Here is a 12,983-nt window from a genome sequence, read left to right on the forward strand (position 1 = left end):
GGCGGGCCGGACGCGCTGCCGCCGGCGGGGCCGCCTTCCTTGCCGGACCGCGCTGCCTTGGCGGATCGGGGGCGGGATCCGGAGGTACCCCTGGCGGTCGCTGGCGGCTCCTCCGCCGGTCGCTCAGCCACGGGCCACCGTCCCTGCTCCGACGTCGTAGCGGATCCCTCGCAGGGCCGCGGGCACATCCTCCGGCACCGCGCAGGTGACGAGCAACTGCGTCGCGTCCGAGACCAGCGCCGCCAGCCGTTCCCGGCGGCCCGAGTCGAGCTCGGCGAAGACGTCGTCGAGCACCAGCACCGGCTCGATGCCGTCGGCCCGCAACAGGTCGTACGCCGCCAGCCGCAGGGCAAGCGCGAACGACCAGGACTCGCCGTGGCTCGCGTACCCCTTAGCGGGCAGCTCACCCAGCGTCAGCGAGAGATCGTCGCGGTGCGGGCCGACCAGGGTGACCCCGCGTTCGATCTCGTTCTGGCGGCGCTCGGCCAGCGACGCCAGCAGGGCCTGCTCGAGCTGGGGACGATCGGCGGCGAGCGACTCGCCGAGCCGCGACGTGTACGCGATCGAGGCCGTCGACCGGCCGGCCGCGACCGCGTCATAGGCCTTGGTCAGGTGCGGCCCGAGGGCCGCGACCAGGTCGAGCCGGCCGGCGAGCAGTTCGGCGCCGTGCTGCGCCAGGTGCTGATCCCAGACCGCGAGCGTCGAGAGATCCTGCCCCCGGGTACCACCGACCTTGCGCGTCAGGTACGCGGTGCGCAGGAGAGCGTTGCGCTGCTTGACGACCCGGTCGTAGTCGGCGCGCACCCCGGCGAAGCGGGGCTGCCGCGCGACGAGCAGGTCGTCCAGGTAGCGGCGGCGCTCGCCGGGGTCGCCGCGGACCAGCTCGAGGTCCTCGGGCGCGAACAGCACCATGCGCAGCGCGCCGAGGACCTCGCGGGAACGGCGGACCGGCGACCTGTTCAGCCTGGCCCGGTTCGCCCGGCCCGGCACGATCTCCAGCTCGACCAGCAGCTCACGGCCATCATGGACGATCTCGCAGCGAATGACCGCCGAGCTCGCACCCGCCCGGACCAGCGGCGCGTCGGTGGCCACCCGGTGACTGTCCAAGGTGGCCACGTAGCCCAGCGCCTCGACGAGGTTCGTCTTGCCCATGCCGTTCTGGCCGACCAGCACGGCGGTGCCGGGATCGAAGTCGACGGCCACCCGCTCGTACGAACGGAAGTCGGTCAACTCGACCCGGCGTACGTGCATCTCAGCCGACGACGGCGTGGCCACCGAACTGCTGGCGCAGCGCGGCCACCGCCTTCATGGCGGGAGAGTCGGTCTGCCGCGATTCGAAGCGAGCGAACAGCGAGGCCGCGATGACGTGCAGCGGAACGGCGAGCCGGACAGCCTCGTCGACCGTCCAGCGCCCCTCGCCGGTGTCCTCGGCGTAGCCCTTCAGCTTGCCCAGCTCCGGGTCGCCGTCCAGGGCGCGGTCGAGCAGGTCCAGCAGCCACGACTTGACGACGCTGCCCTCCCGCCAGCTCTTGATCGCACCGGGCACGTTGTCCACGTACTCCGATGCCTCGAGCAGCTCCCAGCCCTCGGCCAGGGCCTGCATCATGCCGTACTCGATGCCGTTGTGGACCATCTTGGTGTAGTGGCCGGCGCCGACCGGGCCGGCGTGCACGAAGCCGTACGGGCCGGCCGGCTTGAGCGCCTCGAAGATCGGCATGCAGTGCGCCACGTGCTCGGCAGCGCCACCGACCATCAGCGCGTAGCCGTTCTGGTTGCCCCAGATGCCGCCGGACACCCCGCAGTCGAGGTAGCCGATGCCCTTGGGCGCCAGCCGGGCGGCGCGCGGCTGGTCGTCGGTGAACTTGGAGTTTCCACCGTCGATGATGATGTCTCCGGACGACAGCAGATCGCCGAGCTGATCGATCGTGCTCTCGGTGATCTCGCCCGCGGGGACCATGGTCCAGATCACCCGCGGCGCCGCGAGTTTCCCGACCAGTTCGGCGACGCTGGCCACGTCGGAGATGTCGGGGTTGCGGTCATAGCCGACGACCTCATGCCCAGCGGAACGAATCCGCTCGCGCATGTTGCCGCCCATCCGGCCGAGACCGATGAGGCCGAGCTGCATGGTGTCCCCCTAGGTGTTGGCTCTACCAGCCCAGTATCAGCGTGTTACGCGGATGGGCATGATCAGATAGCGGTATCCCGGCACGATTTCGCCGTCTTCCGCTGCGGGGGAGATCACAGCAGGCTTGAAGGCGTCGACGAACGAGAGCACGGCGGTCTGAGCGCCGAGGTTCTGCAGGCCGTCGATCAGGTACTGCGGATTGAAGCCGATCGTGAGCGGCTCGCCGGTGAAGGTCGCCTCCATGGCCTCGCTGGCCCGCGCCTCCTCCGTGCCGCCGGCCTCGACCACCAGACCGTCCTCGCCGAAGCTGAGCAGCACGGGGGTGGTGCGCTCGGCGACCAGTGCGACGCGGCGGACGACCTCGACGAGCGCGGAGACGCTCACCCGCGCCTCGGCGTTGTGGTTCGCCGGGAAGAGCGAGCGCACCGGCGGGTAGTTCGCGCCGTCGAGCAGGCGGCTCGTCGTCCGGCGGGTGCCGCCGGCGAACCCGATCATGCCCTCGCCGGCGTTGCCCTGTGCCAGCGCGAGGGTGACCTCGCCACCCAGCGGGCCCATCGTCTTGGCGGTGTCGTTCAGCGTCTTCGCAGGTACCAGCGCGTTCAGGCTGATGTCCGGGTCGTCCGGGCTCCACTCGAGCTCGCGCATCGCGAGGCGGTAGCGGTCGGTGGCGAGCATCGCCATCGACGTGCCGTTCAGCTCGATCCGGACGCCGGTCATCATCGGCAGCGTCTCGTCGCGACCCGCTGCGATGGCCACCTGCTGAACGGCGGCGGCGAACGTCTGCGCGTTGACCGTCCCGGCGCTGGACGGCATGTCCGGCAGGGTCGGGTAGTCCTCGACCGGCATCGTCGGCAGCGTGAAGCGCGCGCTGCCGCAGACCAGTTCGAGATGCGCACCGACGGCCGCGATGTCGACCGGCTTGTTCGGCAGTGCCTTGGTGATCTCGGCGAGCAGGCGGCCGGAGACCAGGGCGGCGCCGTCGGCGTCGGCCTGCACCTCCACACTCACCTGACTGGAGACCTCGTAGTCGAAGCCCGACACGTGCAACCTGCCGTCGGTAACCCGCAGCATGACGCCGGCGAGCACCGGCACCGACGGGCGGCTCGGCAAACTCTTCGCCGTCCACGCCACGGCGTCGGCGAGTGCGTCTCGCTCCACCCGGAACTTCATGCCATGCCCTCCGCGTCACTCTTCCTCGACGAACCAACTTCGGATGTGCTGGTGGCGCCCACTGAACTGTATGGCTCGGGTCAGCGGTGCGTGCGCCCGACCCCGGTGCTGCGAAGTGAGCCAGGGGTGGTTCGAGGCGGCAAGCCGCTCATCCACACCTTCCACAACGCTGATGATTGCTTTTTGTTGTCTCAGAGAAATATCTAGTCGTCTTCATCGGTCCTGTGCAAAGTGTGGAGAACTCTTGTTTGCGCAGGCCAGCAGGTTATCCACCGGTGATTCACAGGTGGAAAACCAGGGTACAAACCCCGGGTTGCGTCCACAGTCGCCGACCCGACGGCGGTTGTCCACCGTTGTCCACCGGCTATCCACCGGTTATCCACCGGGTTTGTGCCCAGCCCTGGGGATAACGCCGGAACGCTACCGGCTCGTCGTCCCCAGAACCTTCAACAGGAAATCCACACCCGTCCACAGGCTGTGGGTTGGGTGATCACGGTCAGTGTCTGTCCACATCGATTTCCCCAGGGCTCATCCACATCTGTGGGGAACGGCGTCGACGGTTGTCCACCGCTGGGGATAACTACCTGTGAACGCCTGTGAACTTCTGTGGATAACGTTGGCACGCTCCGGTGCCGTCGCGACGGTGACACGAACGGGTGGGGAAAACTCCTCGGTTCGAGGCCCGTGCGGGGCGGTCCACGCTCCTGTAGGGACAGCGGCGACCATCGCGGACAGTCCGCCGCCGAGCTCGGTGGCGCGTCACCCCACCAACAACCGCAGCGACAACAACCGGTGGCAGCGGCGGTGGGCGGCGCGAGCAGCAGTGGTTGTCGCGGCTGGCGGTGAGCAGCGGGCGGCAGGCTGGTTGTGGCGGGCGGTGAGCAGCGGCGGTTTGTGGCGGGCGGCGGCGGGCAGCGGCGGGCAGCGGGCAGCGGCGCCGGCGGATAGGCGGACAGGCAGACAGGCCGGTAGCGACGGCGGCAGCGCCGTCGGCAGCGTTGGCAGCAGCGGACGGCAACAACGGCGACAGGCAGCAGCGACGGTTGGAACCAACGAGGGGCCGCTGCGGGCAGCGACCATCGACGGCGGTGGCGGGCCGACGATGGTGGCGGCGACAGCGGGCGGCGGTGGGTAGCAGCGGCGACAGCGAGCAGCGGTGGCGAGCAGCGGGTGGCAGGGCTGGTTGTGCCGGGCGGTGAGCGGCGCGCGGCAGCGGTGGTTGTGGCGGGCGCCGTGGCGGGTGGTGGCCGTGGGGGTGGTGGCGGCCGCAGCGGCCATGCACCTGGCCGACGACGGCCACCCGAACTTTTACTGGCCGACGACGGCCGAGACCATGCGGCGGGGAAGGCAGCGGTGGCGGTGGGTAGCAGAAGCCGAGAGCCGGCGGCTTCTGCTAGGACAAGAACTGCGATGGCGGCGGTAACAGAGTCGGTGGTGTCGGCGACAGCAACTGGTGAAGGCGGCAGCACCGGCGACGGAAGGTGTCGCCGCCCGGCACGGGCGCTGTGACGGATCTTGCAGGGCGTTGGTGCGGAGCTCACCGCTTCTGTGCAACGTCCGATGGTGGCGAATTCCGGCCGCCGAGTTCGGCGGTGCCGACTGCTGGGTGACACGCCTAGAACATTGGCGAGACGGGGGTGGGGACAGCCTCCGCAGTCGACGCTCGTGGGAATCACGCAAGCATCGGATGCCGCGACCCGCTCGCGTGCCGAGTGCGCTCGCCGGCGACTCAACCCGGCATCGACAGTGGCGCCCGGGTGCACAGGGGACTGCAGCGGTGCCGTGAGCGGTGGCGGCGACCTGGAGCGACAGCGACTGCAAGCGGCGACTGCAGGGGGCGACTGCAGGGGGCGACTTCAGGGGGCGACTGCAGGGGGCGGCTGCAAGAGCGGCGACGGCGACGGCGAGTCCGCATTGGCGTTGCGACTGATTATGTAGGTGTCGGGTGTGTAGCGCACCGTTCTATCAGGGGTTCCGCTGGTGGCGGGTTCGGCCACCGAGTTTCAGCTGCGTTGATGGGCCGTTGGAACGCCAGATGGTGCGGGTCTCGACATCGTGTCCTCGGCAACTTGGCAAGGCTGACTGGCCCGCCTGGGTGGACGGCGGTTTCGACGTCGGCGTCGAGCGCGGGAGCGTCGCCGCAGGTTGCGATCACTTACCGCGCCGCTGCCACCGCCGACATCGTTGCTGCCACCGCCCCCTCCGCGATGCCCCCGCCGCGGCCCTTCTGTTGTGCCGCCACCACCACTGGCGTCGATCAACTGCCGCTGTTCCAGGTCGCAACCGGTCTCGGTCGGTGTGACGATCGCTATCGCCCGCCGCCGCTGTCCCAGTCGCCGCCACGAGCACCGCGGTCGCTGTCGCCGCCACCATCGTCGGCCCGCCACCGCCGTCGATGGTCGCTGCCCGCAGCGGCCCCTCGTTGGTTCCAACCGTCGCTGCTGCCTGTCGCCGTTGTTGCACCCGCTGCTGCTGCCCGCCACCCGCCGCTGCCGGCACCCGCCGCTGCCCGCCACCCGCCGCTGCTGCCACTGCCACCCGCCGCTGCCGCCACCCGCTGCTGCTGCCCCGCCGCTGCCGCTGTCGCCGCCCGCTGTCGCCGCCCGCTGTCGCCGCCCGCTGTCGCCGCCCGCTGTCGCCGTCCGCTGTCGCCGGCGCCACCCGCCGTTGCTGCTGTCGCCGCCGGTTGCTGCTCCTGCCCCTGTCGATGCCGTTGCAACGCCGCCGTCGCCGTTGCTGCTGCCGTTGCCGCGGCCGTTGCAACCCCGTCGCTGCTGTCGCCGTCGCTACCCGCTGCTGCTGTCGCCCGTCGGTGCAACAGCGCCGCTGGTGCCGCCGCACGGTCTCCGGGAGCGTTGACCTGTTGAAAGTCCTCCTGGCCGTCGTCTCCGGGGTGCACGGCGGCTGGCTGCTGCCGGCCCCGCGCCCCCTGCTGCCGCCGCCGGGGCTTATGCGGTAGCTGCAGTCGTTGGCCGTGCCGCCGTGCCCGGGATTGGGTTGGCTGATGGCCGGCGGGTTGGCTGCAACCGGTCGGTGGGCCCTTGGCGGTTCGGGTTGGGGGCGTTCGGGAGGTGGGCGACTTTCGCGCGTTGGGTGGTGCGGTGCCGTGGGCGTGGGGATTGAGTTGCGGTCTGGCCGGCGGGGTGTCCCGCGGGCGGAGGGGTCGCGGCCCGGGCCGGTGGGGTGTCCGGCGCGGTGTTGCGTTTGTGGGGGGCTGTGGGCGTACGGAAGGGTCAGGTGTTTTGTTTGATGCGGTTGGTCAGTTCCGCGATCTGGTTGTAGAGGGAGCGGCGCTCGGCCATGTGCTGGCGGATCTTGCGGTCCGCGTGCATGACGGTCGTGTGGTCGCGGCCGCCGAAGGCCTGGCCGATGCGGGGCAGGGAGAGTTCGGTCAGTTCGCGGCAGAGGTACATCGCCACCTGGCGGGCGTTGACCAGGACGCGGGAGCGGGAGTGGCCGCGGAGGTCTTCGAGGCTCACGCCGAAGTAGTCGGCGGTCGAGACCATGATCTGGTCCGCGGTGATCTCCGGGCCGGCGCCGTCGGGCATGAAGTCGCGGAGTACCTCTTCCGCCAGCGAGAGTTGCACCGACGAGCGGGTCAGGCTGGCGAAGGCGGTGACGCGGATGAGGGCGCCCTCGAGTTCGCGGATCGAGTTCGAGACGCGGGAGGCGATGAACTCCAGGACGTCGTCGGGGGCGTACATGCGCTCCTGCGCGGCCTTCTTCTGCAGGATGGCGATGCGGGTCTCGAGGTCCGGCGGCTGGATGTCGGCGAGCAGGCCCCACTCGAACCTGGTGCGCATGCGGTCCTCGAGCGTGGCGAGCTGGCGCGGTGAGCGGTCCGAGCTGATCACGATCTGCTTGTTGGCGTTGTGCAGGGTGTTGAACGTGTGGAAGAACTCCTCCTGCGTGCGCTCGCGGTTCTCCAGGAACTGGATGTCGTCGATCAGCAGGATGTCGACGTCGCGGTAGCGGCGCTGGAAGGCCTGCGTCTTGTCGTCGCGCAGGGAGTTGATGAAGTCGTTGGTGAATTCCTCGGTGGAGACGTAGCGGACCGAGCGGGCGTGGCCGAGCGTCGTCGCGTAGTGACCGATCGCGTGCAGCAGGTGCGTCTTGCCGAGTCCCGAGCTGCCGTAGATGAACAGCGGGTTGTAGGCCTTCGCCGGTGATTCGGCGACGGCTACCGACGCGGCGTGCGCGAAGCGGTTCGAGGAGCCGATGACGAACGTCTCGAACATGTACTTCGGGTTCAGCCGGTTGCCGTCGTTGCCGCCCGGCCGGCGGTCGCCAGACTGGCCGCGCATGTCCATCGGGGCCCGGCCGGGGCCGTTGTCGCCGCCGTGCCGCATCTGCACGGTGTCGTCGCGGCGGTCCTGTCCGAGCAGCGCCGGCCGGTCGTCGGGGCGGCGCTGGTTGTCCCGCAGCTGTGCCGGGTCGGTGGCCATCCGGTGGCCGCCCGGATCGTTCGACGGGTCCGCGAAGTGCGGCATCTGACGCGGGGCCTCGCGGCGCTGCGGCTCCGGATCGGTGCGGGTGGGCGCCTGGGTCTTTGGGTCCTTCTGCTCCGGGCCCGGGGATTTCGCGGGCTCAGGCTGCTGCGGCAGCGGCGCGGCGAACAGCGCGTCCTGGCCGTCGCGCGGGTCGCGGCCCGCCTGCCCGGGGCGCGGGAAGGGCGCCTGCGCCGAACCGGTCGGACCGTCCGCCGACTCGTAGTTCTGCTCGTACTGGTCGTCGAACGTCTGGGGGTAGCTCTCCGGGTGACCGAACGAAGGCGCCTGGGGATAGCGGTCCGGGTAGGCCGGCGGCTGCTGCTCCGCGTAGTGCTGCTGCTGGTCGGCGTAGTGCGCCGGCGGCTGTGTCGCCGGCTCCGGCGGTGGCGTGCCGTAGACCGTGCCGGGGCGGCCCGTGCCGTCCTCCGGCGGGCGCACGGTCACGGCGACCTGGATCGGCCGGCCCAGCCTGCGCGACAGCGCCTCGGTGATGGCCAGCCGCAGCCGGGACTCGATCACGTCGCGGGTGTAGGTGTCGGGCACGGACAACAGAGCGGTGTCCTCGACTATGGCGCGCAGGCGGGTGAGCCGCAGGTACGCACGCTGCTGAGCGGACGCGATCTCGTCCGCCAGCTCGTCCGTCGCAGCGGTCCACACCCCGCCAAGGTCGACCGTATCGGCCACCGCCGCGCCACCCCCATCGCCATCGGTTCCCCGGTGGCCTTGTCCGGCTTCCGCCGTTCTTGCCTGTCGTCGCCCGTAGGGGCGACGGACCGGCTTCCCCCAACCCAGCACATTCAACCTGTTGAACGTGCGCGGCGGCGCCGGCTATCCACAGGTTATCCACAACCTGTGCACTTGTCGGCGGTCGCTCCCCGGCCGGATGGTCGGCAGACTTCCCGGAGCCTGTGCTGGCGCGGGAAAACAGGCTCACCGTGCCGAACGATTTACCGCCTCGTCCGGTTTTGGCCAGCTCGACGCGGTATGCGAACAGCGCTGAAGACCAGCAAACGGGCACGCTAACAGCGCGGCCGCTCTTGCATCAACCGCCGGTACCCACCCCGGGGCAGACCTGGCACGAAAAGATTCACTCCGTGCGCAGAATGACCGGCCTCGGTGACGCAGCGCAGCGGGAGCGGGATCTGTCGGCGTGCCGACCCGGTGATGGTTGACCACCGTAGTGGCGCTGCGTAGGGTCGGGCGGTTGCTCCGCCGCGCTCTGCTAAAGTGGCGTCTTGCAGCTTTGATGCCCCCTGGACGCCTGCGGGTCGTCCGACGAAGACGGAGTTCTGACGTGAGCAAGCGCACCTACCAGCCGAACAACCGCCGGCGCGCCAAGACCCACGGTTTCCGGCTGCGCATGCGCACCCGTGCCGGTCGTGCCATCCTCGCTACCCGTCGCGCCAAGGGCCGCGACAAGCTGTCGGCCTGAGCCGAAGCTGGTCGGGCCGGATGCCCAGGTAGTCGTGCTGGCCGCGGCGCAACGACTGCGGCGTAGCACCGACTTCGCCGCAGCGGTTCGCGGTGGTCGCCGGGCAGGCCGCGGCACGGTGGTTGTACACCTACTTCTCGATGAGCCGGCGCAAGCCTCCACGGCGCGCGCCGGCTTCGTCGTGTCCAAGGCCGTTGGCAACGCCGTCGTGCGCAACAAGGTCCGGCGTCGGCTGCGCCACCTCGTCCGTAGCCGCCTGACCGACCTGCCCGACGGCAGCCTGCTGGTGGTCCGCGCGTTGCCCGCCTCGGCCTCCGCGTCCTTCCAGACGCTCGGCACAGACCTGGACGCCGCCCTCGCGGCCGCGCGGTCGCCCCGGCGGCGGCGATGACCACGCCACGCGGGCCGGTCGCCCGGGTGCTGACGTGGGGCGTCGTCGCGTACCGTCGTTACTTGAGCCCGGCACTGCCGGCCCGCTGTCGGTTCTACCCCTCGTGCAGCGCGTACGCCCTGGAGGCGCTCGCGGTGCACGGCGCTCTCCGAGGGACCGCCCTGGCGATCTGGCGGCTGTTGCGCTGCCACCCCTTCCACCCTGGCGGGTTCGATCCGGTGCCTGACCCGATCCGTCACCGTCCTGCTGATGTGACTGGAGCATGAATTGAGTCTCGACTGGATCTACTACGCCATTTCGTGGATCCTCCTCCGTTGGCATGCGCTGTGGGACGCCATCGGCATCCCCGAGACCCGGGTGCTGGGCACCAACTGGTCGTGGATCCTGGCGATCGTCTTCCTGGTGGTGACGCTCCGGATCATCCTCTTCCCGGTCTTCGTCAAGCAGATCAAGTCCCAGCGGGCGATGCAGGCGCTGCAGCCCAAGGTCAAGCTGCTGCAGGAGAAGCACAAGGGTGACCGGGAGACGCTCCAGAAAGAAATGATGGAGCTGTACAAGGTCGAGAAGGCCAACCCGCTCATGGGCTGCCTCCCGATGTTCCTGCAGATCCCGGTCTTCCTCGGCCTGTTCCACGTCCTGCGCCGGCTCTCGCCGGACAACACCCAGAAGACCCTGTACGGCTGGACCGCCGAGCAGTTCGACAGCGCCACCCGCGCGGCGCTGTTCACCGCGCCGCTGCCGTCGAAGTTCGGTTCCTCCGCCTCAGAGCTCGCGGCCCTCAACGCGAACGGCGTCACAGTCAAGATCGTCGCCGGCATCCTGGTGCTGATCATGATGGCGACCACGTACCTCACCAGCCGCCAGATGATCCTCAAGACCGGCTGGGCCGAGGACCCGCAGCAGAAGATGATCCAGCGCCTGATGCTGTACGGCATCCCGCTCTCGCTGCTCGTCTCCGGCGCGCTGTTCCCCATCGGCGTGGTCATCTACTGGGTCACGAACAACCTCTTCAGCCTGGCCCAGCAGCAGTGGGTGCTCCGCAAGTTCCCGCCGCCGCCGATGGCCGACGGGAAGACGGCCTCGTCGGCCCGCCCCACCGGCTCGTCGGCCAAGTCCGGCGCCAAGGGCCCGCAGAGCCCGGTGCAGAGCGGCCGCACCGGCGGCCTGTTCGGCCGCAAGTCGGCCGCCGAGCCGGAGCCGAAGAGCCCGGTCGTGGACACCAAGGCGCTGGCGCCCAAGCCCGGCGCCAAGCCGGTGAACCCCAAGAAGGGCGCCAGACCCGCCAACAAACCGCAGGGATGACGCAGCCGCGGCCCGGGTCAGCCCCGGGCCGCGTGCGCCCCTGACGGCGTGGCGACAAGACCTCCCCGCGCCGGTCTGCCCCTAGGGCACCGACGCGGGAAACAGCGGACCGAGCAGGTCCGGCCCGAGTGAGTACGGAGATGAGACCGTGACCGACACCAGCACTCCCAGCGCAGAGCAGTCCTCCGAGGAGACCGCTTCCGCCACCGCCGCGGAGTCCGCCGGTACCGAGGAGACCAAGAAGTCGGAGTCCGCCACGACGGATTCCGACCTGTTCCGGCAGAGCGAGATCGCCGCCGACTACGTGGAGGGCCTGCTCGACATCCTCGACTACGACGGCGACATCGACGAGCTCGTGTCGGCGGGCCGCCCGATGGTCGAGGTCGTCGGCGGCCGGCTGCAGCCGCTCGTCGGCCAGCGCGGCGCGACGCTGGAGGCGCTGCAGGAACTGACCCGCCTCGCGATCTTCCGGGCGACCGGCTCGCCGAGCCGGCTGCTGCTGGACATCGGCGGCTACCGGGCGACGCGCCGCAAGGAACTGACCGCGGTGGCTCGCAACGCTGTCGAGAAGGTCAAGGAGCACGGGGACGCCGTTCGGCTGGAGCCGATGTCGGCGTTCGAGCGCAAGTGCGTGCACGACGTGGTCAACGCGATCCAGGGCGTGCAGAGCGAGTCCGAGGGCGTCGAGCCGAGCCGGCGCATCGTGGTTCGGCCGGCTGACTGAGCTATGACCGACCCTCGCTCCGGCGCGGGTGACGACGGCCCGGGTGAAGTCGTGCCCGGGCCGCCGTTGTCTCCGCTGCCTTCATCTGTTCCTCCGTCTTCATCTGTTTCTGCCGGTGGGCCTGGGTCGTCGGTTTCTGGGTCGTCGGTTTCTGGGTCGTCGGTTTCTGGGTCGTCGGTTTCCGGGCCGTTGGATTCCGGGTCTGCAGTTTCCGGGTCTGCAGGTTTGTCCGTTGATCCGCCGGCCGGGTATCTGGTTGCGGCCGAGCGGGTCTTTGGCGATCGGCTTCCCCTGGCCGTGCGGTATGCGGAGTTGCTGGTTACCGACGGCGTGGTGCGTGGGCTGATCGGTCCGCGTGAGGCCCCCCGGGTGTGGGAACGCCACCTGATCAACTGTGGTGTTATGTCCGAGACGATCCCTATCGGCGCTTCTGTGATCGACGTGGGGTCTGGTGCCGGTTTGCCCGGTATCGTGCTTGCAGTGGCCCGACCTGATCTCACGATCACCCTGGTCGAGCCGCTGGCACGACGAACCGCTTTCCTGTCCGAGGTGGTGACCGCGCTCGGGCTCGACGCGACCGTAACGGTCGTCCGGGGCCGCGCGGAGGATCTCGTCGGCGGGCCCCCCGCCGCCGCCGATGTCGTCACCGCGCGCGCGGTCGCGCCGCTGGACCGGCTCGCCGGTTGGTGCCTGCCCCTCGCCGCTGTCGGTGGCCGGCTGCTGGCGCTCAAGGGCGCCTCGGCCGCGGAGGAGGTGGCGGAGCACCGCAAGGCGATCGCCCGGCTGGGCGGTGCCGAACCGGTTGTCCGGCTCTGCGGGGAAGGGCTGATCGATCCGCCGACGACCGTCGTCGAGATCGTGCGGGAACGCGCCGTCGTGGCAACAAGGCCGAGGACGTCCGGAAGGGCGGCCGACCCGGGCCGCTCCACCGGCACCGCCGGCGGCCGCGGCTCCGGGAAGAGGAGATCGCGGAGGGGATAGATGGTCAGGCGGGGCGTGCGGAAGCGAACGGGGAAACTCCCACGACCCACTCGAGGCTCCGGGAGGGGTGACCTTCCGGAGGAGCGGCGCAGTCCCGTCCAGGAGCAGTCCCGACCGGAATCGGACGCCGCCGGCTCTCCGCCTCGTCAGGCTCGCCCCTCTCCCCCTCCCTCTTCTCCTGGCTCAGGCCGGGCCCGTGCCGGGGCGGACTCCACGCCGGTGGGCAGGGTCGACTCGTCTCGGGCCACGCCGGGTCCTGTCGCGCCTGGTTCTGTCGCGCCTGGTTCTGTCGCGCCTGGTTCTGTCGCGCCTGGTTCTGTCGCGCCTGGTTCTGTCGCGCCTGGTTCTGTCGCGCCTGGTTCTGTCGC

General features: G+C 70.2%; 10 protein-coding genes. 6 read left to right on the top strand and 4 right to left on the bottom strand.

The annotated features are described in order from the left end of the window. Positions 1-123: 123 nt before the first annotated feature. The 4 genes from recF to dnaA all read right to left on the bottom strand — a co-directional run bounded on the left by recF (position 124) and on the right by dnaA (position 8,469). Positions 124-1,251 carry a DNA replication/repair protein RecF gene (gene recF, locus AB0B58_RS13130; RefSeq protein WP_360222336.1) on the bottom strand — a complete coding sequence of 376 codons (1,128 nt, stop codon included), beginning with the start codon at positions 1,249-1,251 and terminating at the stop codon, positions 124-126. A gap of 1 nt (position 1,252) precedes the next feature. Continuing rightward, the gene (gnd, locus tag AB0B58_RS13135; protein WP_360222339.1) at positions 1,253-2,125 is read right to left on the bottom strand and encodes a phosphogluconate dehydrogenase (NAD(+)-dependent, decarboxylating); all 873 of its coding nucleotides are present in this window, start codon (positions 2,123-2,125) and stop codon (positions 1,253-1,255) included. Positions 2,126-2,161: 36 nt separating this feature from the next. Beyond that, a complete protein-coding gene (gene dnaN / locus AB0B58_RS13140; RefSeq protein ID WP_360222342.1) occupies positions 2,162-3,295 on the bottom strand; it encodes a DNA polymerase III subunit beta in 1,134 nt (377 codons plus the stop codon). Positions 3,296-6,528: 3,233 nt separating this feature from the next. Next, positions 6,529-8,469: a chromosomal replication initiator protein DnaA gene (dnaA, locus tag AB0B58_RS13145; RefSeq protein ID WP_360222345.1), complete on the bottom strand. Its 1,941-nt coding sequence runs from the start codon at positions 8,467-8,469 to the stop codon at positions 6,529-6,531. A gap of 610 nt (positions 8,470-9,079) precedes the next feature. On the opposite strand from dnaA, the gene rpmH reads away from it, so the two are divergent. The 6 genes from rpmH (at position 9,080) to rsmG (ending at position 12,615) form a co-directional block, all read left to right on the top strand. After that, a complete protein-coding gene (rpmH, locus tag AB0B58_RS13150) occupies positions 9,080-9,217 on the top strand; it encodes a 50S ribosomal protein L34 (protein ID WP_184998313.1) in 138 nt (45 codons plus the stop codon). A gap of 34 nt (positions 9,218-9,251) precedes the next feature. Further along, entirely contained in the window at positions 9,252-9,608 is a 357-nt protein-coding gene (gene rnpA, locus AB0B58_RS13155; RefSeq protein ID WP_360222349.1) for a ribonuclease P protein component, read from the top strand. Next, positions 9,605-9,874, top strand: coding sequence for a membrane protein insertion efficiency factor YidD (yidD, locus tag AB0B58_RS13160; protein ID WP_360222352.1), 270 nt, complete (start codon positions 9,605-9,607; stop codon positions 9,872-9,874). Before rnpA ends, yidD begins: the two co-directional genes overlap by 4 nt. A gap of 1 nt (position 9,875) precedes the next feature. Next, positions 9,876-10,910, top strand: a complete 1,035-nt coding sequence (gene yidC / locus AB0B58_RS13165; protein WP_360222355.1) for a membrane protein insertase YidC — start codon at positions 9,876-9,878, stop codon at positions 10,908-10,910. A gap of 148 nt (positions 10,911-11,058) precedes the next feature. After that, positions 11,059-11,634 carry a R3H domain-containing nucleic acid-binding protein gene (locus AB0B58_RS13170; RefSeq protein ID WP_354722592.1) on the top strand — a complete coding sequence of 192 codons (576 nt, stop codon included), beginning with the start codon at positions 11,059-11,061 and terminating at the stop codon, positions 11,632-11,634. Between the two features lie 225 nt (positions 11,635-11,859). Further along, positions 11,860-12,615: a 16S rRNA (guanine(527)-N(7))-methyltransferase RsmG gene (gene rsmG / locus AB0B58_RS13175; protein WP_360222359.1), complete on the top strand. Its 756-nt coding sequence runs from the start codon at positions 11,860-11,862 to the stop codon at positions 12,613-12,615. Positions 12,616-12,983: the final 368 nt, after the last annotated feature.

It is taken from the genome of Actinoplanes sp. NPDC049118 (genome assembly GCF_040648555.1).
GTDB lineage: Bacteria > Actinomycetota > Actinomycetes > Mycobacteriales > Micromonosporaceae > Actinoplanes.